This is a genomic window from Promicromonospora sp. NPDC023805 (genome assembly GCF_040639635.1).
Taxonomy (GTDB): Bacteria; Actinomycetota; Actinomycetes; order Actinomycetales; family Cellulomonadaceae; genus Promicromonospora.
The window spans coordinates 664,522-686,728 of the sequence record NZ_JBFAAH010000001.1; the positions used below are offsets into that span (position 1 = coordinate 664,522).

A 22,207-nucleotide genomic window follows, 5' to 3' on the forward strand; every position below is an offset into this window, starting at 1 on the left:
CCTGCGGACCAGGTCGTTGCCGCGGCTAACTATCTGACAGGATGCCGGTGTGACGAGCACGGGCGACCCAGGAGACGATCCGGACTTCCGCTTCCGGGACATCGCCGTCGTGGCGTACCTGCCGTCGGTGGTCAGCTCGGTCGGCCACGGCGCCGTCATGCCGGTGCTGGTGATCCACGCGGGCAACCTCGGCGCGACGACCGCGGTGGCCGCGTTCGTGGTCGCCCTCCTGGGGATCGGGCAGCTCGCCAACTCCCTCCCGTCCGGCGCGCTGGTGGCCCGCCTCGGCGAGCGCCGCACCCTCGTGATCGCGGGGCTCGTGGACGCGGCGGCGATGCTTGCCGCCTTCCTGGTGCCGTCGGTCTGGCTGCTGTGCCTGTGCGTCTTCGTCAGCGGCATGAGCTGGACGACCTTCCTGCAGGCTCGCCAGGGATTCCTGATCGACGCCGTACCGATCAGCCACCGGGCGCGCGCGATGGCACTGCTGGGCGGGTCGATGCGCCTCGGGGCTCTGATCGGCCCGCTGCTGGGTGCCCTGCTGATCCACCTGGCCGGGGTGCGCTCGGTGTTCGCGCTCGCGGTGTGCGCAGCCCTCGCCTCGGCGCTGATCGTCACCCGCATGCCGGACTTCGGCCGGGTGACCCGCGGCGTCGCCCCGCTGTCCGTGCGCTCGGTGCTGTGGGAGCACCGGCGCACGCTGCTCACCCTCGGCGTGGCGGTCATCATCATCGGCGCCTCGCGTTCGGTACGCACCGGCCTGCTGCCCCTGTGGGCCGATCACATCCACATCTCCGCGGCGGTGGTCTCCCTGCTCTTCGCGGTGGCGGCGACTATCGACATCGCGCTGACCCTGCCGGGCGGCTGGCTGCTCGACAAGCGCGGCCGGCAGGTCGTCGCGATACCGGTGGTCCTCGCCGTCGGCGTCGGCTGCCTGCTGCTGCCACTCACCGACTCCGCGCTCGGCGTCGGCCTGGTGATGGCGATCATCGCGGTCGGCAACGGGCTCGGCTCGGGGATCGTGATGACCCTCGGCGCCGACGCCGCGCCGCAGGAGGGCCGCGCGCAGTTCCTCGGCGGCTGGCGGCTGTGCGGGGACATCGGCAACACCGGCGGGCCGCTGCTCGTGTCCGCGGTAGCCGCGATCGCACCCCTGGCCGCCGCGCCGGTGGTCATCGGCACGCTGGCGCTGCTGGGCGCGATCTGGGTGGGCCACTGGACGGGCAAGGCCGACCGCAAGCGCCGCGGGTAGACGGTGCGCTGCCTCATCGGCGCTCCGCGGCGTCGCCGCACTAGCCTGCGGGCCATGACTCTGTTTCGCGAAGCCGGACCGGGCGACCTCGAAGACGTTCTTCGTCTCTACCGCCAGCTGCAGCCGGAGGACCCGGTTCTGCTTGACGGTTCTGATGCAGCGGCCTTCGCGCAGATTCTGAGTTCGTCGGGCCTGCACCTGTTCGTGCTCGAAGCCGATGGAGTCATCGTTGCCACGACGTACCTGAACGTCATCCCGAACATGACTCGATCCGCGTCGCCGTACGCGGTCATCGAGAACGTCGTCGTTGACGAAGCCCTTCGGGGCACGGGTCTGGGCAAGCAGATCATGGCCGGGACGCTCCGAGCGGCATGGGACGCGGGGTGCTACAAAGCGATGTTGCTGACAGGTTCACGCGAGCCTTCCGCGCATGCGTTCTACAGAGCGTGTGGTTTCTCGCCCGATGCCAAGACTGCCTATCTCGCTCGACCGTCATGACGCAGTGAACTGGGCACCGACAGCGCCGTGACTTCGGTCGGTTGCTGCCGATCGTGAGCGACTTCGGTCGGTTGCCATGAGATCGGTCGGTTGATTGACCGATCTCAGCGCAACCGACCGAAGTCATCTCAGTGACGGTGCAAGGGACCGAACTCGTGAGCCCGCCAACCCTGGTTCCCGCCCGCCCGGCTGTCCCCGCCCCGCCCGCGCCCGGCCCAGTCCTTCGCCCATTGATCAAACCAATCCCCGGGACCCCACATCGCCGCCTTGACCGTTGCGCCTACCATCCGTAGATTGCTGGCAGTTCATCGGATGTTTGCGGAAGGGCGGGCATGGCCACGATCACAGGGGTCCGGGTAGAGGACGTGCGGTTCCCGACGTCGGTCACCGCCGACGGTTCCGACGCGATGAACAAGGATGCCGACTACTCGGCCGCCTACGTCGTGCTGGAGACGGACGCACCCGACCCGGACGACCCGGGCGCCACGCTCGGCGGCTACGGGCTGACGTTCACCATCGGCCGGGGCAACGACATAGTCGCCGAGGCCGCGCGCCAGCAGGCGGCAGCGCTTGTGGGCCGGGACGTCGACAAGCTCGCCGCCGACATGGGCGCCGTCTACCGGGAGCTGACGTCCGACAGCCAGATGCGCTGGCTCGGGCCCGAGAAGGGTGTGGTGCACCTGTCGCTGGCCGCGGTGCTCAACGCGGCCTGGGACCTGGTCGCACGCCGCGCGGGCAAGCCGCTCTGGCGGGTGCTGGTCGACATGACGCCGGAGGAGCTGGTCGACGTCGCCGACCTGCGGTACCTCTCCGACGCGCTGACCCGCGAGGACGCACTCAAGATCCTCCGGGAGCGCGAGGGCACCAAGCAGGAGCGCCTCGCGCACCTCGAACGGACCGGCTACCCGGTGTACACGACGTCGGCCGGGTGGCTCGGCTACAGCGACGACAAGCTGCGGCGGCTCTGCCAGGAGGCCGTGGACGCCGGGTACCAGCACGTGAAGCTCAAGGTCGGGGCGAACCTCGAAGAGGACGTGCGCCGGCTGACCATCGCGCGCGAGGTGCTGGGACCCGACCGCGCGCTGATGATCGACGCCAACCAGGTCTGGGACGTGCCGCAGGCCATCGAGTGGATGCGCGAGCTGGCCCGGTTCGACCCGCTGTGGATCGAGGAGCCGACGTCGCCCGACGACATCCTCGGGCACGCGGCCATCCGCCGCGCCGTCGCGCCGATCGGGGTGGCGACGGGCGAGCACTGCCACAACCGCGTGATGTTCAAGCAGCTGTTCCAGGCCGAGGCGATCGACTACTGCCAGCTCGACACCGGGCGGCTCGCGAGCATCAACGAGATAGTCGCCGTGCTGCTGCTCGCGGCGAAGTTCGGGGTGCCGGTGTGCCCGCACGCGGGCGGCGTCGGCCTGTGCGAGATGGTGCAGCACGTCTCCGTGCTCGACTACGTGGCGATCGGCGGCGACCTCGACGGCCGCGTGACCGAGTACGTGGACCACCTGCACGAGCACTTCACTGACCCGTGCATCGTCGCCGACAAGGGCGCGGGCACCGCCTACGTGCTGCCGTCCCGGCCGGGCTACTCCACGCAGATGTACGAGGAGTCACTGGACCGGTTCAGGTTCCCGCACGGGACGTACTGGGTGCGCGATGATTCTGTGCGCGACACTCCCGTACGCGATACTTCCGAGCATGTCCCGCACTGACGAGGTAGTCGACGGCATCCGCAGGATGATCCTCGACGGACAGCTCCGCCCCGGCGACCGGCTGCCCGTCGAGAAGGACCTGGCCGACACGCTCCAGGTCTCCCGCGGCTCGCTCCGGGAGGGCGTCCGCGCCCTGTCGATCCTCGGCGTCGTGCACACCCGCCAGGGCGACGGCACCTACGTCACCAGCCTCGACCCAGCCCGCCTGCTCTCCCCCATGGCCATGGTCCTGGACCTGCAGGACGACGGCGCCATGCCCGCCTTCCACAGCGTGCGCCGCGTGCTGGAGACGGAGGCGGCGGGGCTGGCCGCCATCCGGATGACCGACGACGCGGTGGCCGAGGCGCGCGCGATCCTGGACCGGGTCCCGGAGATCATGCACGGCACGTCGGTGGACCACGACAGGTTCATCGAGATCGACATCGCGTTCCACCGCGTCATCGCGGCGCACACCGGGAACCCGGTGCTGGAGGCGCTCATCGAGTCGTTCGCGGGCCGCACCGTCCGGGCGCGGCTGTGGCGCGGCCTGCACACCGAGGGCATCGAGGAACGCACGCACGGCGAGCACGAGGCCATCTGGCGCGCGCTCGCCGCGCGGGACCCGGAGGCGGCCCGGATCCGGATGGCGAGCCACCTCCTGGGCGTCGAGGACTCGCTCCCCAGGCCGGAAAACCTCGACGAGGTCCCCTGACCTGCCCACCTGTCAGACGCTACTCGTAGAGGACTGCCGCTATGTTCTCGTCGTCGATGTTGTTCTTGTCGTACCAGTAGAAGCCCGAGTCGATGACCGGCTCCAGCTCCTCGCCGTTGATCGCGGCCACGGCGGCCTTCACGGTCTCGTAGCCCATCTTGATCGGGTCCTGCGTGATCGCGCCGGCCATCAGCCCGTCGCGGATCGCGTCGGTCTGCGCCTTGCCCGAGTCGAAGCCGATGACCGTGAGCTCGCCCGACCTGCCGGTCTCCTCCACCGCCTTCACGACGCCGACGGCGGAGCCCTCGTTGGTGCCGTAGATGCCCTTGAGGTCGGGGTGGGCCACCATGATCGCCTTGGCGGCGTCGGCGGACTTGAGCTGGTCGCCGTTCGCGTACTGCGTGTCGACTATCTCGATGTCGGGGGCGTTCTCCTCGATGTACTGCGTGAACCCCTCCACGCGCTGCTGCCCGGTCTGCGACGTCTGGTCGTGCGCGATGATGGCGATCTTGCCGCTCCCGACCAGCTCGGCCATGTGCTTGGCCGCCTCGGCGGACGCCGCCAGGTTGTCGGTCGACACCGTGGTCACCGGCACGTCCGACTCCACGCCGGAGTCGAACGCGACGACGGGGATCCCGCGCGACTCGGCGTCGGTCATCATCGGGATGGACGCCTCGGAGTCGAGGGCCGCGAAGCCCAGCGCGTCCGGGCTCTTGTCGAGGGCCGTCTGGAGCATGGTGAGCTGCTTCTCGACCTCGGTCTCGGTCTCGGGTCCCTCGAAGGTGACCTCGACGTCGAGCTCGGCCGCGGCGTCGTCGGCCCCCTGCTTGACCGCCTGCCAGAACTGGTGCTGGAAACCCTTGGAGACCAGGGCGACGTAGGGCTTGTCGCCGGCCCCCGGCTCCGCGCCCCCGCCCGAGGCACAGGCCGTGAGCGCGAGCAGCGCGGCGACGGAGGCGGCGGCCGCCGCGGCGAACCGCCTGCGCGTGGTGGTTTTGATGTTCATGCTGATCCAGCTCCTTCGATGGTCAGTCAGTTCAGGCTTCCTTGCCGCGGCGCAGCATGTCGGCGTACACGGCGAGCACGATCACTATGCCGACGGCGACCTTCTGCCATTCCTGCGGGATCGACATGATCCGCAGGCCGTTGGTGAGCGTCGCCATGATCAGCGCGCCGATCACGGTGCCGAGGATCGTCGCCTTGCCGCCCCGCAGGGAGGTTCCGCCGATGACGACGGCGGCGATCGCCTCGAGCTCGTACCCGAGGCCCAGGCCGGGCTGCGCGGAGTTGAGCCGGGAGGCCATTACGACGCCCGCCAGACCCGTGAACAGGCCGGCGACCGTGTAGATGACCACCTTCCACCGCCGCACGTCGACGCCGGAGATCGCGGTCGCCTCCTCGTTGGAGCCGATCGAGAGCGCATAGCGGCCGGTGAGCGTCTTGCTCAGCGTGACGCCGGCGATGACGGCGGCGACGAAGAAGATCAGGACGGCGTTGGGCAGCCCGGGGACCAGCTCCCCCGCGGCGAGCTGGTCGAACCCGCCCACCTCGCTGAAGTAGATGGGCTTCGTCCCGGAGATCACCAGCGAGAGCCCCTGCGCGACCATCATCATCGCCAGCGTCGCGATGAACGGCGGCAGCCGCAGGTAGGAGACGTTCAGGCCGTTCAGCAGGCCGATCAGGGCGCCGATCGCGAGGCCGCCCAGCACGCCGACGACGAGCGGGAGGCCGAGGTTCGCCAGGAATACGCCGGTCATCACCGAGCACAGGGTCATTCCGGTGCCGACCGAGAGGTCGATCCCGCCGGTCGCGATGACGAAGGTGGCGCCCAGCGCCATGATCCCGGTGACCGCCGTCGCGAGGAGGATGCCCTTCACGTTCGCCCAGTCGAGGAAGTACGGGCTGGCGAACGAGAAGAAGGCGAAGATGACCACCAGCCCCGCGAAGGCGAGAACCTGCTGCAGCTGCTGCCGGTTGCCGAACGCGGTGGCACGTTTCGCGGTGGCACGTTTCGGGGCCGGGCCGGTGGTCGTCTCCGTGGCCGGGTTGGACGGCGTCGTCATGCTGGGTCTCCGGTCTTGACGAGCGAGCGGTCGGCACCGAACCGCGTCGCGAGCTCCATGATGTCGTGCTGGGTCGCGTCGGCGTTCGCGAGGGTGCCGGTGACCCGGCCCTCGCACATGACGACTATCCGGTCGGCGAGCCGCAGCACCTCGGGCAGCTCGGACGAGATCACGATGATCGACTTGCCCTGCGCGGCCAGGCTCGTGAGCAGGCCGTAGATCTCGTCCTTCGCGCCGACGTCGATCCCCCGTGTCGGCTCGTCAACGATCAGCACGTCGCAGTCCCGCACGAGCCACTTGGCCAGGACCACCTTCTGCTGGTTGCCGCCCGAGAGGTTCTTGGCCGTCTGGGTGACCGACGGTGTGCGGATCGAGAGCCGGTCCACCATCTCGGTCGCCGCGCGGAGCCCTTCGGCGTCGCGGACGAAACCCGCGCGGGTCATGCCGGGCAGCGAGGAGAGCATCACGTTGCGCACGACGTCCTGGTCCAGGAGCAGTCCGTAGCGCTTGCGGTCCTCCGAGAGGTAGCCGATGCCGTGCCGGACGGCGTCAGCGGGGTGGCGCACCGTGACCGGCTTGCCCCGTACCTCGACGACGCCGGTCGACCGGTCCGCCCCGATGATCGCCCGGGCGACCTCGGTGCGCCCGGCGCCCATGAGGCCCGCGAAGCCGAGGATCTCGCCACGGTGCAGCTCGAAGGACATGTCCTTGAGGAGCTTGCGGGTGCTCAGCCCGCGCACCGCGAGCACCACCTCGCGCCCGGTCGCGTCCGACGCCGTGGCCCTGCTGGTACGAAAGGCCGGCCGCACCCCGGTCTCGAGCTGCCGGCCCACCATCGCGGCGATGACCTCGCGGGTCTCGGTACTCGCGGTCGGCAGCGTGTCCACGTAGCGGCCGTCGCGCAGCACGGTGATGCGGTCGGAGATCTCCTTGATCTCGTCCATGCGGTGCGAGACGTAGATGACGCCGGTGCGCGGCGAGACGAAGTCGCGCACGATCCGGAACAGCGTCGCGACCTCGGTCTCCGTGAGCGCCGCCGTCGGCTCGTCCATGATCAGCACCCGTGCGTCGAACGAGAGCGCCTTGGCGATCTCGACCATCTGCTGACCGGCCACGCTCAGGTGCGACACCGGCTGCCGCGGGTCGAGCGGGATGCCGAGCCGTTCGAAGAGCGCGGTCGCCCGGCGCACGAGCTCGTCGTCCCTGATGAGGCCTGCCCGGCGGGGTTCCCGACCGATGAAGATGTTCTGCGCGACCGTCAGGTCGGGCATCAGGTGGAACTCCTGGTGGATCACGCTGATGCCGAGCTCGTTGGCCTGGCGTGGGCCGGCGGGGCTCATCGGCGCCCCGTCCAGCTCCATCGTCCCGGCGTCCGGCCGGTGGATGCCGGAGAGCAGCTTCAGGAGGGTCGACTTGCCCGCGCCGTTCTCCCCGACGAGCGCCAGCACCTCACCGGGCCGCAGGTCGAGGTGGACGTCGTCGAGCGCGAGCACGCCGGGGAAGGACTTGCTGATCCCCGTGGCGCGGAGAAGTGCTGGGTCCGACACGCGATGCTCCTTTGCCTCCGTGTAGTCGCATTCATACCGCAGACATCCGATGCATCTCAAGATCTGCGGCTAGATCTCTACCAAGCCGTGCCGTTGGATCGCTAGTTCGCTTGGATAGATCGGATGACCGATGACTGGTCAGCGATCCGGGACCGCCGCCTCCGGAAGCAGGCCCGCATCGGCCAGCGCCCGCCACAGCTCTGCCGGCACCCGCACCGCGGCCCGCTCCCCGGCCTGCCGTGCCTGCTCGGGCGTCGCGAGCCCGACGACCGTGCTCACGACCGCCGGGTGCGTGCGCACGTAGGCGAGCGCCGCCTGCGGGAGCGTCACGCCGTGCTCGGCGCAGACGGCGGCGATCCGCCGGGCCCGGTCGAGCAGCTCCGCCGCCGCCGGCGCGTAGTCGTACGTGGCGTCCGACGGCGGTGAGTCGTACGCGAGGATGCCCGAGTTGTACGCGGCGGCGGCGACCACCGCCACGCCCCGTTCGGCGGCCGCCGGCAGCAGGTCGGCCAGCGCGGCCTGCTCCAGGAGCGTGAACCGGCCGGCACACATGACGACGTCGACGTCGGTCTCGCGGACGAACCGCGTGAGCATCGCGGACTGGTTCATCCCGGCGCCGACCGCGCCGACCACACCCTGGTCGCGGAGCTCGACGAGCGCGGGCACCGCCTCGTGCGCCGCCTGCTCCCAGTGCTCGTCGGGGTCGTGCAGGTAGACGACGTCCACCCGGTCCAGGCCGGTGCGCTCCAGGCTGGCCTCGAGCGACCGCAGCACCCCGTCGCGCGAGAAGTCCCAGACCCGGCGGGTCGCGGCGGGCACCTCGAAGATGTCCGAGTCCTTGCGGTGTGCGGTCTCGGGCGACGGCACGAGCAGCCGCCCGACCTTGGTGGACACCACCAGCTCGTCCCGCGGCCGCGTGCGCAGGAAGGCGCCGAGCCGGCGCTCCGACAGGCCGAGCCCGTAGTGCGGCGCGGTGTCGAAGTACCGGATCCCGGCGGCCCAGGCGGCCTCGAAGGTCGCGTGCACGTCCTCGTCGGTCATCGCCTGGTACAGGTTGCCCGCCGGTGCGGCGCCGAACCCGAGCGTGGTGAGCCGGATCCCGGTGCCGCGCACCGTCGTCGTCTCCATGGTGTCGCGCCCTCCACTCAACTCTGCGCTCAACTCAGCTCAGCCCTGCTCGGGCGCGCGGGTGCGCAGCGCGTGGGATCCGCCGTCGACGGCGAGCATCGCGCCCGTCGTGGAGGCGGCGAGCGGGCTCGCGAGGTAGCAGACGGCGTGCGCCACCTCGTCGGCGCTGACGAGCCGGCCCGAGGGCTGGCGGGCCTCCAGCGCCGCCCGCTCGGCGGCCGGGTCTGCGGCGACGTCGAGCAGCCGGCTCACCCACGGCGTGTCGGCGGTCCCTGGGTTGACGCAGTTGAACCGGATTCCCTCGCGCACGTGGTCCGCGGCCATGGCGAGCGTGAGCGACTGCACGGCACCCTTGGACGCCGAGTACAGCGCCCGGTTCGGCAGGCCGGTCCACGCGGCGATCGAGCAGGTGTTCACGACGGCGGCGTGCGGCGACTCGCGCAGGTACGGCAGCGCGGCGCGCGTCACGCGGACGATCCCGAGCACGTTCACGTCCAGGACCCGCAGCCACTCCGCGTCGTCGTTGTCCGCCACGGTGCCCTGCGCGCCGATCCCCGCGTTGTTCACGACGACGTCGATGCCGCCCATCGCCTCGGCCGCGGCCACGACGGCGGCGCGCACCGCCGCGTCGTCCGTCACGTCGGCGATCTGCGCCCCAGCGCCCGCCGGCACGCCGTCGGCCACCCGGTCGATCGACGTCGCCGTCGCCCCGCGTGCGAGCATGGCGCGCACTATCGCGGCCCCGATGCCCGACGCGCCCCCGGTGACGACGGCGCGGACGCCGGCGAGCTCACCGTCCGGCGCGGCTCCTGCTGATGCCCCTGCTGTGGTCTCGACCGTCATGTGTGACCCTTCTCCGGCTCCGCTCCGGCGACCCCGCGCGGAAACATCAGATGTATTAGCGTCCGATGTATAGCACAGGGGCGGCCGGAGCCGACAGCCCGGTCAGCGCGGCGGCTCCTGGTCGGGCCCGGCCTTCGGCCCGACCTCCAGCCTGGCCTTGGTGGCCGTGAGCGAGCCCGCGTGGGCCTTCTCGTCCGGCATGCCGCGCGTCCTGATCAGGCTCGCGACGGTCACCACGGCGAGGACCCCGAGGACGACGCCGAGGCTCAGCGGCGTCGGGATCTCCGGGATCGACTCGTCGATGTCGACGTGGCCCCAGTGCAGGATCAGCTTGACGCCGATGAACGCCAGGATGATCGCCAGGCCCGCCGAGAGGTAGACGAGCCGGTCGAGCAGCCCCTTGACGAGGAAGAACAGCGCCCGCAGGCCGAGCAGCGCGAAGGCGTTGGCGGTGAAGACGATGTACGCCTCCTCGGTGACGCCGAAGACCGCCGGGATCGAGTCGAGCGCGAACAGCAGGTCGACGCTGCCGATGGCGATCAGCACGATGAACAGCGGGGTGACGACCCGGCGGCCGTCCACCTTGGCGACGAGCCTGCCGCCGATGTAGTCGTCGCTGACCGGCAGGAAGCGGCGCGCGCCGCGCACCATCAGGTTGCTCTCGATGTCCGGGTCCTCGTTCCGGTGCCGGAACAGCTGCACCGCCGTGTAGATCAGCAGCAGCCCGAACAGCAGGAACGTGAACGAGAACAGGCTGATGAGCGACGCGCCGAGCGCGATGAAGACGGCGCGCATGATCAGCGCGAGCACTATGCCGAAGACGAGGACCTTGTGCTGGTGCTTGTCCGGCACCGCGAAGGTGCTCATGATGATGACGAAGACGAAGAGGTTGTCGACCGACAGGCTCTTCTCGATGATGTAGCCCGCGAAGTACTCGGTGCCCGCCGTCCCGCCGTACTGCAGGCCGAACCAGACGCCGAACCCGATGGCTACCGCGATGTAGAACACGGACCAGGCGGTAGCCTCCTTGAAGCCGACGTGGTGCGGACGGGCCGCCGCCAGCACCAGGTCCACCGCCAGCAGCAGGACGATAAAGCCGATGGTCACGCCCCACGTGAGTGGACTGATCTCGAGCAAGGGTCTCTCCGTCTGGTTGTAGGCACTGCAGGATCGAGACCGCGGGCCTGAGGCCGCGGAACTGACAGTGTTGAATATCCACTACTGAATATCTTTGTGCCCGAGGAGAGTTCATGAGCAGTCCCGAGAGCCCTGTCGACGTCAAGCCCCGTTCCCGCACGGTGACCGACGGCCTGGAGGCCACCGCTTCGCGCGGGATGCTCCGCGCCGTCGGGATGGGCGACGAGGACTGGGTCAAGCCACAGGTCGGCGTCGCGAGCTCCTGGAACGAGATCACGCCGTGCAACCTCTCGCTCGACCGGCTCGCGAAGGCCACCAAGGAGGGCGTGCACGCCGCCGGCGGCTACCCGCTGGAGTTCGGCACGATCTCGGTCTCCGACGGCATCTCCATGGGCCACGAGGGCATGCACTTCTCGCTCGTGTCCCGCGACGTCATCGCCGACTCGGTGGAGACGGTCATGCAGGCCGAGCGGCTGGACGGCTCGGTGCTGCTGGCCGGCTGCGACAAGTCGCTCCCCGGCATGCTGATGGCCGCCGCGCGTCTCGACCTCTCCAGCGTGTTCCTCTATGCCGGCTCGATCATGCCCGGCTGGGTCAAGCTCGAGGACGGCACCGAGAAGCAGGTGACGATCATCGACGCCTTCGAGGCCGTCGGGGCGTGCTCGCGCGGGCTCATGAGCCAGGGCGACGTCGACCGGATCGAGCGGGCGATCTGCCCCGGCGAGGGCGCGTGCGGCGGCATGTACACCGCCAACACGATGGCGTCGGCGGCCGAGGCGCTCGGTATGTCGCTGCCCGGCTCCGCGGCGCCGCCGTCGGCCGACCGCCGTCGCGATACCTGGGCGCACCGCTCGGGTGAGGCGGTGGTGAACCTGCTGCGCAAGGGCATCACCGCGCGCGACATCATGACGAAGGAGGCGTTCGAGAACGCCATCGCCGTGGTCATGGCGTTCGGCGGGTCCACGAACGCGGTGCTGCACCTGCTCGCCATCGCCTACGAGGCCGAGGTCGAGCTGACCCTCGACGACTTCTCCCGCGTCGCCGACCGCGTGCCGCACCTGGGCGACCTCAAGCCCTTCGGGCAGTACGTGATGAACGACGTCGACCGGATCGGCGGCGTGCCCGTCGTGATGAAGGCGCTGCTGGACGCCGGGCTGCTGCACGGCGACGTCATGACGGTCACGGGCCGCACCATGGCCGAGAACCTCGCCGAGATCGCCCCGCCGGACCCGGACGGCAAGATCCTGCGCGCCATGGACAACCCGATCCACAAGACCGGTGGCATCACCATCCTGAACGGGTCGCTCGCGCCGGAGGGCGCCGTCGTGAAGTCGGCGGGCTTCGACTCCGACGTGTTCGAGGGCACCGCGCGCGTGTTCGAGCGCGAGCGGAGCGCGCTCGACGCGCTGGAGGACGGGACGATCCAGGCGGGCGACGTCGTCGTCATCCGCTACGAGGGCCCGAAGGGCGGGCCCGGCATGCGCGAGATGCTCGCCATCACCGGCGCCATCAAGGGTGCGGGCCTGGGCAAGGACGTCCTGCTCATCACGGACGGCCGGTTCTCCGGCGGGACCACCGGCCTGTGCGTCGGCCACATCGCGCCCGAGGCGGTCGACGGCGGGCCCATCGCGTTCGTGCGCGACGGCGACCGCATCCGCCTGGACGTGGCGTCCAAGACGCTCGACATCCTCGTGGAGCCGACCGAGCTCGCGGCGCGCGAGGCCGCCGGCTGGGCGCCGCTCCCCCACAAGTACACGCGGGGCGTGCTCGCCAAGTACTCGAAGCTGGTCCAGTCGGCGTCGAAGGGCGCCGTGCTGGCGTAGGGCTGTGCTGGCGTAGGGCTGTGCTGGCGTAGCCCTATGCCGGCCAGGCCGGGGCTCGTGACGAACGAGACCTACACACTGCATCGCACCGTCGGCGTGTCGCGTGCAGTGTGTAGGTCTCGCTGGTGTGTAGGTCTCGCGGGTGTGCGGGTCGCGTTGGTGTGCCAGACTGCCGGGCTGAAGTTTCACCCGCACTGTCCGCGACAAGTACTGGAGCACCTCCATGACCCCCGAGGCCTGGAAGACGACAGCGATCGTCGCGTACCTGGCACTGATGCTGGGTATCGGCTACGCGGCCTTCCGCCGCACCGACGACAACCTCGACGACTACATGCTCGGCGGCCGGCGGCTCAGCCCCGGTGTGGCCGCGCTCAGCGCCGGCGCGTCGGACATGTCCGGCTGGCTCCTGATGGGTCTGCCCGGCGCCATCTACGTGAGCGGGCTCGTCGAGGCCTGGATCGCCATCGGCCTGACGATCGGCGCCTGGCTCAACTGGAAGTTCGTCGCTCCCCGCCTGCGGGCCTACACCGAGACGGCGAAGAACTCGATCACCATCCCGAGCTTCTTCGAGAACCGGCTGCACGACACCTCGCGCTTCCTCCGGGTCGCCTCCGGCGCCATCATCCTCGTGTTCTTCACCTTCTACGTCTCCTCCGGCATGGTGGCAGGCGGCACGTTCTTCGAGGGCTCGTTCGGGCTCGACTACACGACGGGCATCTGGGTAGTGGGCGGCGTGACGCTCGCCTACACGCTGTTCGGCGGCTTCCTCGGCGCCACCTGGACCGACGTCGCGCAGGGCATCCTGATGCTGCTCGCCCTGGTCGCGGTGCCCGTCGTGGCCTTCATCGACCTCGGTGGCTGGGGGCCGATCCACGACGGCATCCTCGCCGCGGAGACGAGTGACGCGGCGAACCACCTGTCGCTCCTGGCCGGCGCCACCGTCACCGGCGTGATCTCGGCCGCCGCGTGGGGCCTCGGCTATTTCGGCCAGCCGCACATCATCGTGCGCTTCATGGCGATGCGCTCCCCGCAGGACGCCGTCGCCGGACGCCGCATCGGCATCACCTGGATGATCCTCACCGCCGGCGGCGCGATAGTCACCGGTCTGATCGGCGTCGCCTACGTCAACATCCACGGCGAGACCCTGGAGAACCCGGAGACGGTGTTCCTCTTCCTGTCGCAGGTGCTGTTCCACCCGCTGATCGCCGGCCTCGTCCTGGCGGCGGTCCTCGCCGCGATCATGTCGACGATCTCGTCGCAGCTCATCGTCTCCTCGTCCGCCCTGGTCGAGGACCTGGTCAAGATCACCGGCCGCGCGATGACGCCCCGCACCGAGGTGATGCTGGGCCGCGCCGGCGTCCTGCTCGTCGCTCTGGTGGCCGGGATCATCGCGTTCGACCGCACCGACACGATCCTTGACCTCGTCGGGTTCGCCTGGGCCGGGTTCGGCGCCGCGTTCGGGCCGACGGTCCTCCTGAGCCTGTACTGGCGCCGCCTCACCAGCTGGGGCGCGCTGTCCGGCATGCTCGTGGGCGCCGTCGTCGCGTTCGCCTGGGGCCGGTCCCCGCTCGCGGACACGCTCTACGAGCTCGTCCCCGGGTTCGTGCTGGGCGGGCTCGTCGCGATAGTCGTCAGCCTGCTCACTCCTGCGCCGTCCGAGGCGGTCCGGGCGGAGTTCGCCGAGGCGACACGCCTCGCGTCGGCGAAGCGGACCGTCAAGGCCTGACCCCGTCGAGCCACCGGTCGAGCTACCGGTCGAGCGACCCGTCGAGCCACCGGTCGAACGTGCGCCGCGCGGCCTCGGCGAGCGCCGGGCCGTACGCGGCGGCGTCCGACCGGATGCTGTTCGGGTCGATGCCGGCGCTCGCGAGCTCGTGCGCGTGGCCCACCAGCCACCGTTCGATCTGCGTGTGGTCGGCCTCGAGGTGGAACTGCAGCCCGAGCACGTGCGAGCCGATCGCGAACGCCTGGTTGGGGAAGCCCGGTGTCTCCGCGAGGCGGACGGCGCCCTCCGGGATCGCGAACTGGTCGCCGTGCCAGTGCAGCACCCGGACGTCGTCCAACGGCGCCAGCACCGAGTCACGGCCGTCGGCAGTGTCATGGCCCTCGGCAGTGTCACGGCCCGCGGCTGTCAGGGTCAGCGTGGCGTAGCCGATCTCCTTGCGGCCGGTGGCGACGACGTCCGCCCCGAGCGCCGCGGCGACGAGCTGCGCCCCCAGGCAGACGCCGAGGGTCGGTCGCCCGGCCTGGACCCGCGCCGCGATGGCTTCCCGCTCGGCGGCCAGGAACGGGTAGGTTTCCGTCTCGTACACGCCGATCGGGCCGCCGAGCACGACCAGGAGATCCGGCTCCAGCGCGGTCTCCGGCGTGACGGGCTCGACCGGAACGTCGAGGTACGACGTCCGGTATCCGCGGGCGCGCAGCAGTGGCTCGAGCAGCCCGAGGTCCTCGAAGGGCACGTGTCGGATCGCGAGCACGTTGCGCGCCACGGGGTGCGTCATGGGTTCAGCTCCTCGGTCAGGTTCCGGTTTCGCCGGTAGTTTCGCCGGTAGTTTCGCCGGTAAGGCGCCTAGGAGGCCGTGGCGTCCGCTATCGCGGTCGCCACTTCCTCGAAGCCGGCGTCGTTGATCCGGCGGGCGTAGTCCGCGTCCCGGAGCGCCCGGTAGTGGGCGAACAGGTAGGCCCGCTCGGGATGCGCGCCGGTCGCCGCGATCAGGGACTCGAGACGGTCCCGGATGCCCGGCAGCAGCTGCGGGCCCGGCGGGAACTCGTCGAAGCGATTCCTGAGGAGCGGCAGGAGGTCCCACTCGCCCGGGCCGTGCGACGGCTTGGGGTCGATCGCCTTCCAGGACGTTCCCGACGTACCTGACGTGCCTGATCGCAGCACGTTCTCGTAGTGGAAGTCGCCGTGCAGCAGCACGTGGGGCGCGCTGCGGAAGGCGCGGTCGACGTCGGGCCGGAGCTCGCGGATGCGCGCGCGGTAGGTCTCGCCCGGCGCCGGGACGTGGGCCTCGAGCTCCAGCGCGTCGTCGAGCCCTGACCATTCAGAGCCCGACCATTCCGAGACGTGCAGAACGCTCAGGAGTTCGGCGGCGACCTGGATCGCGTCGCCCATCGGGGCGGAGCTCAGGCTCGTGGTCGCGTCGAGGCGTTCGAGCAGCAGCGCACCCGCCTCGGCGGACGCCTCGATGAGCTGTGCCGCCCCATGCCCGTCCCACCGGCGCAGGGCCTCCGCCTCGTTCCTCGTCTCCGCGTCACGCCAGCTCACCTTCAGCATGGCGGCGGTCCCGTCCGTGCGGCGTACCTCCCACACCAGGCCTACGTTGCCGGCGACCGGCGGACCGGCCAGCGTCAGGCCCCAGTCGCGCAGGAGCTGCCGTACCAGCCCCGGGAGCCGGTCGAGCCACTCGCGCCCGGCCCGCTGCTCGCGTTCGACGGTCTGGACGGCGAACGGTTCCGGGACGGTGAGGAAGTCCGATGTCACGCCAGCTCCTTGAGCACAGCGGGCACTTTGCCCGCCCGGCAACCTTAAGCCCGGCACCTTGCCCTCCCGGCAAGAGGTGATGCTCACCACGCATGCCGCTCGCGGGTTCGCGCCATGACCAGGTACACGGGCCGGAACTGGATCCAGCGACGACAGAACTCCGACGCACGAAACCTTGACACAGCCGCCGGACGGACCCGACCATGGTCCGACTGGGAGCGCTTCCACAATCTTCCAGTCCCTTGTCCACCGCAGCGGAAGCTCACCGTAGCGAACAGCAACGAAGCGTTCGCGGAGACCCTGTTCGCAGAGACCCTGGGAGATCCCCCACATGACACGACCGACCTCTCGGCGCCGGCTCCTGGCCGCCCTGACCGTCTGCGCCATCGGCGCGGCCCTGCTCGGCGCCGGGCCCGCCCAGGCGAGCAACGACGTGCTGTCCCCCGGGACGCAGATCTACAACGACCCCCACAGCTCCACCAGGGACGCGGCCCGCGACCTGCGCGGGCAGGCCAAGCGCGACGCGCTCCAGCTCAGCCGGGTCCCCAGCTCCACCTGGTTCACGGACGGCACGCCCGCCGAGGTGAAGAACGACGTCCGCAAGCTGGTCAAGCACACCGGCAGGAAGGTGCCCGTGCTGGTCGCCTACAACATCCCGTTCCGCGACTGCGCGCTCTACTCGGCGGGTGGCGCCCTCGGCGTCGCCGAGTACAAGGCATGGATCGACGGCTTCGCGGCCGGGATCGGACGGGAGGAGGTCGCCGTCGTGCTGGAGCCCGACGGGCTCGGCGTCATCCCCTGGTACACCACGCTGGACGGACAGCTCGAGCGGTGCCAGCCGCCGGAGTACGACCCCGAGACCACTGGCCGGGACGCCGCCGCCGAGCGCTTCGAGATGCTCAACTACGCGGTCGACCGCCTGAAGCAGCAGCCGAACGCCGTCGTGTACCTCGACGGGACTAACACGTCCTGGCTCAACGTTGGCGAGGCCTCCGACCGCCTCGTCAAGGCCGGCGTCCAGCGCGCTGACGGGTTCTTCCTGAACGTGTCCAACTACGAGTTCACCGAGAACAGCACCGCCTACGGCACCTGGATCTCGCAGTGCATCGCTTACGCCACGCAGGTGGTGCCCGGCGACTACGCGAGCTGCGGCAACCAGTACTGGAGCGGCGGCCCCGCGAACGACTGGACCGGCGTCACGCTGTCCAACCAGGGCATCTGGAGCCCGACGGCGGCCGATCCGGCGCTGAACACCGCGGGCATCGACTCGCGCTACGAGGCCGCGCTGGGCGACGTCGAACCCAGCACGCACTTCCTCATCGACACCAGCCGCAACGGCCGGGGAGCCTGGGCCGCACCGGCCGGCGTCTACCCCGACGCCGAGACGTGGTGCAACCCGCCGGACCGCGGCCTGGGCCTGCGTCCGACGACCAGCACCGGCAACGAGCTCGTCGACGCCCTGCTGTGGATCAAGATTCCTGGCGAGTCCGACGGTCAGTGCTTCCGCGGCCTCGGCGGACCCGAGGACCCGGAGCGCGGCATGGTCGACCCGGCCGCCGGCCAGTGGTTCCCCGAGCAGGCCCGCGAGCTGATCGAGCTCGCTCAGCCCCCGCTCGGTGGCAGCTGAAGACCCACCACCAACAGTCCACCAGTCGCCCACCGGTACCAATGGAGGTACTCATGCGATCACCCATGCGATCAACCAAGCGATCAACGACGACGCAGCCCCGCTCCACCGCACGCTCACGCCGCCGGCTCCTGAGCCTGGCTCCCGCCCTGGCCCTGGGCCTGCTGCTCGGGCTCTCGGCGGTGCCGGGACTGACGCCCCCTGCCGCCGCCGTCGGCGGCAGCTTCACCGACAACTTCGACTCGCACAACGGCGGCCGCTGGAACAAGGCCGACGGGTGGAGCAACGGGGGCATGTTCAACGCAGGCTGGCGTGCCGACCACGTCTGGCACAGCGGCGGGGTCATGGGCCTGAACCTGAACAACACCCCGTGTCCGGGCGGCTGCTCGGGCAAGCCGTACGCCTCCGGGGAGTACCGCACCAACGAGCTGTACTCCTACGGGCGTTACGAGGTCCGGATGAAAGCGGCGTCCGGGTCCGGGATCGTCTCCTCGTTCTTCACCTACACCGGGCCGAGCGACGGCCAGCCGTGGGACGAGATCGACGTCGAGATCCTCGGCAAGAACACCTGGCAGATGCAGACCAACTACTTCACCGGCGGGGTCGGCGGGCACGAGGCCGTCATCAACCTCGGCTTCGACGCCGCTGCCGGGTACCACAACTACGCCATCGAGTGGCGGAGCGGCAACATCAAGTGGTTCGTCGACGGTCGCCAGGTGCACGAGGAGAACGGCTCCCGCGGCGCACTGCCGACGCGTCCGCAGCGCATCATGATGAACCTGTGGCCGGGGACCGGGGTCGACGGCTGGCTCGGGCCGTTCAACTACACCGGGCAGAAGACCGCCACGTACGACTGGGTCCGGTACACGCAGTACTGACCTCGAGAACGCCCGGCGGGAGGGTGACGCTCCGACCCCTCCCGCCGGTGCCTCGGTCGCGACTCAGCCGCGACCGGGCGCCCCACCAGGCGCCGACCCGCGCACCACCAGGCGCGTGGGCAGGATGACCGGGGTCGGCGACTCGCCGTCGATCAGGCGCACCAGCATCGTGGCCATCTCCTGGCCGAGGCCACGGATCGGCTGGCTGACCGTGGTGAGCGCCGGCTCCGTGCGGCGCGCGATCTCCAGGTCGTCGAAGCCCACGACCGCGACGTCCTCGGGGACGCGGCGCCCGGCCTCCTTGAGGGCGCGCAGGGCGCCCGCTGCCATGTTGTCCGACGCCGCGAAGACGCCGTCGAGGTCGGGATGCGCGTCGAGGAGCCGCGCCATCGCCCTGGCGCCGTCCTCGAAGCTGAAGTCGGCGTGCTCCACCCGGTCGGCGGGCTGCCCTCCCACCGCCATGGCGTCCGCGAACCCCTGGTACCTGGCGACCGCCGCCTGCAGGTCCGTGGGACCGGCGATCGTGACGATCCGCCGGCATCCGGAGCCCAGCAGGTGCTCCGTGGCCGAACGGGCCCCGCCCCGGTTGTCCACGTCGACGTACCAGCGGGCCTCGCCGTGCAGCGGCCGGCCACCGATGACCACCGGCAGCTCGGTCGCCGACGCGACGCGGTTCAGCGGGTCGTCGCCGCGCAGCGCCATGAGCATCACCCCGTCGGAACGACGGGACCGCAGCAGCCGCTCGAGCCGGGCCTGGCCACGCTCCGAGGACGCCAGCATGAGCGTGAGATCAAGCTCTGACCGGTCCAACGCCGCCGCCACACCGACGAGGACCTGCGAGAAGAACGGGTCCCCGAACAGCGCGGGGTCGTCGTTGGAGATCGCGAGGACCACCGACCCGCCGGTGCTCGTCGCCAGGGCACGCGCCGTCGCGTTGGGGACGTAGCCGAGCTCGCTCGCCGCACGGGCGACCGCCTCGCGTTTCGCCGGGCTCACGTTGCGGGCGTTGTTCATCGCGCGGGACGCCACGGAACGCGAGACCCCTGCCCGCCGGGCGACCTCCTCGAGCGTTGGCACCTTCGGCGCTCGGCCCGGGCCGGTGGTCATGGGGTCTAGCATGCGGCAAGCCTAGTGCCAGCCACTCAGTCCCCCGCCGTGCGCACACCCTCCATCCGGTCGGCCAGGCGCACGTGCCGCGTGACCCACGGGCCGAGCAGCGCGAGCAGACCGGCGAAGACGAGCGCGACCACGCCGATGCCGCCGAAGTACACGGTGTCGGACGCCCCGGCAGTGACCTGGACGAGCTGCGCGGTGATCGCCTGCCCGGCAGCCGGCGCGAGGAACCACAGGGCCATCGCCTGCCCCTGGTAGGCACGCGGCGCGAGCAGCGTCGTCGCGGCCAGCCCCACGGGCGACAGGCACAGCTCGCCGAGCGTCTGGATCACGAACACGGACACGAGCACCCAGCCCGGCGTCAGGCCGTCACCCGCCATCGCCGACGCGGCCGCGAGCACGAGGAACGACGTCGCCGCGAGCGCCAGCCCGATGGCGAACTTGTACGGCGTCGGCGGGCGGTCCTTGGTCCGGACCCAGAGCCAGGCGAAGACCGGCGCGAGGATGATGATCGAGGCGGGGTTCACGGACTGGAAGAACTCGGGGCTGACGGTGAAGCCGAGCACCTCGCGCGACGTCCGGTCCGCGGCGAAGGTGGCGAGGGTGGTCGCCGCCTGCTCGAAGATCATGAAGAAGAGCATCGCGGCGACGAACAGCGGGATGTAGGCGAGCAGGCGGGGACGTTCGGCGTCGGTCACGCGGGGTGAGCGGTACATGACGACGAAGAACACGACGGGCGCGAGGAACGCGACGTAGCTGAGCGTGTCGATGAGGGCGTACACGCCCCACTCCCCCGACACGAGCCGCGCCACGAGGTAGACGAGGCCGACGGCGGCGGCGATGACGACGAACATCCGCGCGACGGCTGGACGCTCCTCTGGGCGGACGGGGTTGGGTACGTCGTCGCCGGCGCCGCGCAGGTTCTTGCGGCCCAGCACGAAGAACACGAGCGCGAACGCCATGCCGAACGCGGCGACGGAGAACCCCGCGTGGTAGCCCCAGACGGCTCGGACGGCACCGACGACGATCGGCGAGAAGAGCGAGCCGATGTTGATGCCCATGTAGAAGATCTGGAACGCGGCCTCGCGCTTGGGGTCGTCCCTGCGGTAGAGGGAGCCGACCATCGAGGAGACGTTCGGCTTGAGCAGGCCGGTGCCGAGCGCGACCAGCACGATGCCGAGGTAGGAGAACCCGGCGGCGGGGATCGCGAGGCAGACGTGCCCCGCGGCGATGATGACGCCGCCGTAGAGCGTGGAGCGTCGCGCGCCGATCACGCGGTCCGCGAGCCAGCCCCCGACCACCGAGAGCAGGTAGACGCCTGTGCCGTAGATCGAGACGACCGCTTCGCCGAGCGTCCGGTCGAGCCCGAGGCCGCCGTTGGCGATGGTGTCGGTCAGGTAGTAGACCAGGATGGCGCGCATGCCGTAGTAGCTGAACCGTTCCCACAGCTCGGTGGTGAACAGCGTCATCAGGCCGAGCGGATGCCCGAAGAACCGGCGGTCGCCCGCGAGCGCGGCAGCGGGAGACGGTTCGGGCGGTGGTCCGGAGGGCGGGGGCGCGGAGCCTGTGGAGCTTGTGCTCATCCCCCGATCGTCATCGTCTTGCGGGCGGCGCGCACGTCAGAGCGGCGCACGTCAGAGCATGCGGCCGACGACCCGGCGTCGGACGACGACCCCGACGTGCACCGCCAGCGCGACGTAGAAGCAGAGGTGCGCGGCGATATGGAGCGGCACGAGGTCGCTGCTGCCGACCACCAGCACGATGCCGGTCGCCGGGACGACGAAGAGCATCGCGAGCAGGGTCTGCTCGGCCCGGTGCAGCACCTTGCGGTCGGTCCGGGTGAGCCGCGGGTCCCAGGGCGGCAGCGACGTCGTGCGGCGCCAGACGACGCGCACGACGCCGATCGCGACGATCGCCAGGCCGAGCAGGACGTGCCAGCCGGGCAGCGTCAGGCCGCCGGCCGGGTCCCCGCCCCATAGGTCCCCGGCCCACAGGTCGGACCAAGCAGAGCCGACGGCGTCCTCCGCACCCTCCTCGCGGACTTCCTGCGCCCGCTCGCACCGGTCCTCGCGCTCGTCGAGGCGCTGCTCCTCGGCGTCCGACGTGTCGCCGCCGCCGCGGTCCTCGCCGGGCGGGTCGCAGTCGACGTCGGGCACGTCGGCCTTGTCGTCCATCACGTAGCCGACGGCGAGCTGGCCGAGCAGCAGCGCGACGGTCGACCAGTGCAGGACCTTCGTGACGATCCCGTAGCCGTGCTCGCCGTTGCGCCACCTCATGGGCGTTACCTCACCGCAGATCGGCTCAGTCGTCCAGTCGCCACCCATAACCACCCAAAGCCACCGCGAGTGCGAGCTACCGGGAGCCGTGGCACGGTGCCAGAAGAGGTGCAGACGAGGCGCACCGGCCACGCC

General features: G+C 70.6%; 19 protein-coding genes. 8 read left to right on the forward strand and 11 right to left on the reverse strand.

Going from position 1 to position 22,207, the window contains the following annotated elements; all coding sequences use genetic code 11:
* Positions 1–49: 49 nt before the first annotated feature.
* The 4 genes from AB0F70_RS02965 (at position 50) to AB0F70_RS02980 (ending at position 4,153) form a co-directional block, all read left to right on the forward strand.
* A complete protein-coding gene (locus AB0F70_RS02965) occupies positions 50–1,249 on the forward strand; it encodes an MFS transporter (protein WP_357443393.1) in 1,200 nt (399 codons plus the stop codon).
* A 3-nt stretch (positions 1,250–1,252) separates the two neighbouring features.
* Positions 1,253–1,747 carry a GNAT family N-acetyltransferase gene (locus AB0F70_RS02970; RefSeq protein WP_357443395.1) on the forward strand — a complete coding sequence of 165 codons (495 nt, stop codon included), beginning with the start codon at positions 1,253–1,255 and terminating at the stop codon, positions 1,745–1,747.
* 332 nt (positions 1,748–2,079) lie between these two features.
* On the forward strand, positions 2,080–3,462 hold the full coding sequence (locus AB0F70_RS02975; protein ID WP_357443397.1) for an enolase C-terminal domain-like protein: 1,383 nt from the start codon (positions 2,080–2,082) through the stop codon (positions 3,460–3,462).
* Positions 3,449–4,153, forward strand: a complete 705-nt coding sequence (locus AB0F70_RS02980; RefSeq protein ID WP_357443399.1) for a FadR/GntR family transcriptional regulator — start codon at positions 3,449–3,451, stop codon at positions 4,151–4,153. The genes AB0F70_RS02975 and AB0F70_RS02980 overlap by 14 nt, the downstream gene beginning before the upstream one ends.
* A 19-nt stretch (positions 4,154–4,172) precedes the next feature.
* Here the strand turns inward: AB0F70_RS02980 and AB0F70_RS02985 are convergent, their stop codons facing one another.
* From AB0F70_RS02985 to AB0F70_RS03010, 6 genes are all read right to left on the reverse strand, one after another.
* Positions 4,173–5,159 (reverse strand): ABC transporter substrate-binding protein, encoded by a 987-nt coding sequence (locus AB0F70_RS02985; protein ID WP_357443400.1) that lies wholly within the window; start codon positions 5,157–5,159, stop codon positions 4,173–4,175.
* A gap of 31 nt (positions 5,160–5,190) precedes the next feature.
* On the reverse strand, positions 5,191–6,216 hold the full coding sequence (locus AB0F70_RS02990; protein WP_357443402.1) for an ABC transporter permease: 1,026 nt from the start codon (positions 6,214–6,216) through the stop codon (positions 5,191–5,193).
* Complete coding sequence (locus tag AB0F70_RS02995) at positions 6,213–7,763, reverse strand: sugar ABC transporter ATP-binding protein (protein WP_357443404.1); 1,551 nt, start codon at positions 7,761–7,763, stop codon at positions 6,213–6,215. The genes AB0F70_RS02990 and AB0F70_RS02995 overlap by 4 nt, the downstream gene beginning before the upstream one ends.
* 138 nt (positions 7,764–7,901) lie before the next feature.
* Complete coding sequence (locus AB0F70_RS03000) at positions 7,902–8,891, reverse strand: aldo/keto reductase (RefSeq protein ID WP_357443406.1); 990 nt, start codon at positions 8,889–8,891, stop codon at positions 7,902–7,904.
* A 39-nt stretch (positions 8,892–8,930) separates the two neighbouring features.
* Entirely contained in the window at positions 8,931–9,734 is an 804-nt protein-coding gene (locus AB0F70_RS03005) for an SDR family oxidoreductase (protein WP_357443408.1), read from the reverse strand.
* Positions 9,735–9,836: 102 nt separating this feature from the next.
* Positions 9,837–10,871 carry a TerC/Alx family metal homeostasis membrane protein gene (locus tag AB0F70_RS03010; protein WP_357443410.1) on the reverse strand — a complete coding sequence of 345 codons (1,035 nt, stop codon included), beginning with the start codon at positions 10,869–10,871 and terminating at the stop codon, positions 9,837–9,839.
* A gap of 113 nt (positions 10,872–10,984) precedes the next feature.
* Here AB0F70_RS03010 and ilvD point away from each other — a divergent pair, with 113 nt between their 5' ends.
* Positions 10,985–12,694 (forward strand): dihydroxy-acid dehydratase, encoded by a 1,710-nt coding sequence (ilvD, locus tag AB0F70_RS03015; protein WP_357443412.1) that lies wholly within the window; start codon positions 10,985–10,987, stop codon positions 12,692–12,694.
* 223 nt (positions 12,695–12,917) lie between these two features.
* Positions 12,918–14,420 (forward strand): sodium/proline symporter PutP, encoded by a 1,503-nt coding sequence (gene putP, locus AB0F70_RS03020; RefSeq protein WP_357443414.1) that lies wholly within the window; start codon positions 12,918–12,920, stop codon positions 14,418–14,420.
* Positions 14,421–14,442: 22 nt separating this feature from the next.
* Here putP and AB0F70_RS03025 read toward each other — a convergent pair whose 3' ends face one another.
* A complete protein-coding gene (locus tag AB0F70_RS03025; RefSeq protein ID WP_357443416.1) occupies positions 14,443–15,195 on the reverse strand; it encodes a glutamine amidotransferase in 753 nt (250 codons plus the stop codon).
* 68 nt (positions 15,196–15,263) lie between these two features.
* Positions 15,264–16,178: an aminoglycoside phosphotransferase family protein gene (locus AB0F70_RS03030; protein ID WP_357443418.1), complete on the reverse strand. Its 915-nt coding sequence runs from the start codon at positions 16,176–16,178 to the stop codon at positions 15,264–15,266.
* Between the two features lie 331 nt (positions 16,179–16,509).
* Between AB0F70_RS03030 and AB0F70_RS03035 the strand changes: the two genes are divergently transcribed.
* Together AB0F70_RS03035 and AB0F70_RS03040 are read left to right on the forward strand one after the other, a co-directional pair.
* The gene (locus AB0F70_RS03035; protein WP_357443420.1) at positions 16,510–17,805 is read left to right on the forward strand and encodes a glycoside hydrolase family 6 protein; all 1,296 of its coding nucleotides are present in this window, start codon (positions 16,510–16,512) and stop codon (positions 17,803–17,805) included.
* A 65-nt stretch (positions 17,806–17,870) separates the two neighbouring features.
* Complete coding sequence (locus AB0F70_RS03040) at positions 17,871–18,683, forward strand: glycoside hydrolase family 16 protein (RefSeq protein ID WP_357443422.1); 813 nt, start codon at positions 17,871–17,873, stop codon at positions 18,681–18,683.
* Between the two features lie 63 nt (positions 18,684–18,746).
* Here the strand turns inward: AB0F70_RS03040 and AB0F70_RS03045 are convergent, their stop codons facing one another.
* The 3 genes from AB0F70_RS03045 to AB0F70_RS03055 are packed head-to-tail and all read right to left on the reverse strand — an operon-like array spanning position 18,747 to position 22,072.
* A complete protein-coding gene (locus AB0F70_RS03045; protein ID WP_357443424.1) occupies positions 18,747–19,802 on the reverse strand; it encodes a LacI family DNA-binding transcriptional regulator in 1,056 nt (351 codons plus the stop codon).
* 23 nt (positions 19,803–19,825) lie between these two features.
* On the reverse strand, positions 19,826–21,379 hold the full coding sequence (locus AB0F70_RS03050) for a peptide MFS transporter (RefSeq protein WP_357443426.1): 1,554 nt from the start codon (positions 21,377–21,379) through the stop codon (positions 19,826–19,828).
* 51 nt (positions 21,380–21,430) lie between these two features.
* Complete coding sequence (locus AB0F70_RS03055) at positions 21,431–22,072, reverse strand: cytochrome b/b6 domain-containing protein (protein WP_357443428.1); 642 nt, start codon at positions 22,070–22,072, stop codon at positions 21,431–21,433.
* Between the last annotated feature and the right edge of the window lie 135 nt (positions 22,073–22,207).

Bases quoted from the DNA above. Each gene is read 5' to 3' on its own strand.
- AB0F70_RS02975 (WP_357443397.1), top strand. From the start codon at position 2,080: ATGGCCACGATCACAGGGGTCCGGGTAGAGGACGTGCGGTTCCCGACG.
- AB0F70_RS02980 (WP_357443399.1), top strand. From the start codon at position 3,449: ATGTCCCGCACTGACGAGGTAGTCGACGGCATCCGCAGGATGATCCTC.
- AB0F70_RS02985 (WP_357443400.1), bottom strand. From the start codon at position 5,159: ATGAACATCAAAACCACCACGCGCAGGCGGTTCGCCGCGGCGGCCGCC.
- AB0F70_RS02990 (WP_357443402.1), bottom strand. From the start codon at position 6,216: ATGACGACGCCGTCCAACCCGGCCACGGAGACGACCACCGGCCCGGCC.
- AB0F70_RS03000 (WP_357443406.1), bottom strand. From the start codon at position 8,891: ATGGAGACGACGACGGTGCGCGGCACCGGGATCCGGCTCACCACGCTC.
- AB0F70_RS03005 (WP_357443408.1), bottom strand. From the start codon at position 9,734: ATGACGGTCGAGACCACAGCAGGGGCATCAGCAGGAGCCGCGCCGGAC.
- ilvD (WP_357443412.1), top strand. From the start codon at position 10,985: ATGAGCAGTCCCGAGAGCCCTGTCGACGTCAAGCCCCGTTCCCGCACG.
- putP (WP_357443414.1), top strand. From the start codon at position 12,918: ATGACCCCCGAGGCCTGGAAGACGACAGCGATCGTCGCGTACCTGGCA.
- AB0F70_RS03025 (WP_357443416.1), bottom strand. From the start codon at position 15,195: ATGACGCACCCCGTGGCGCGCAACGTGCTCGCGATCCGACACGTGCCC.
- AB0F70_RS03035 (WP_357443420.1), top strand. From the start codon at position 16,510: ATGACACGACCGACCTCTCGGCGCCGGCTCCTGGCCGCCCTGACCGTC.
- AB0F70_RS03040 (WP_357443422.1), top strand. From the start codon at position 17,871: ATGCGATCAACCAAGCGATCAACGACGACGCAGCCCCGCTCCACCGCA.
- AB0F70_RS03045 (WP_357443424.1), bottom strand. From the start codon at position 19,802: ATGCTAGACCCCATGACCACCGGCCCGGGCCGAGCGCCGAAGGTGCCA.
- AB0F70_RS03050 (WP_357443426.1), bottom strand. From the start codon at position 21,379: ATGAGCACAAGCTCCACAGGCTCCGCGCCCCCGCCCTCCGGACCACCG.
- AB0F70_RS03055 (WP_357443428.1), bottom strand. From the start codon at position 22,072: ATGAGGTGGCGCAACGGCGAGCACGGCTACGGGATCGTCACGAAGGTC.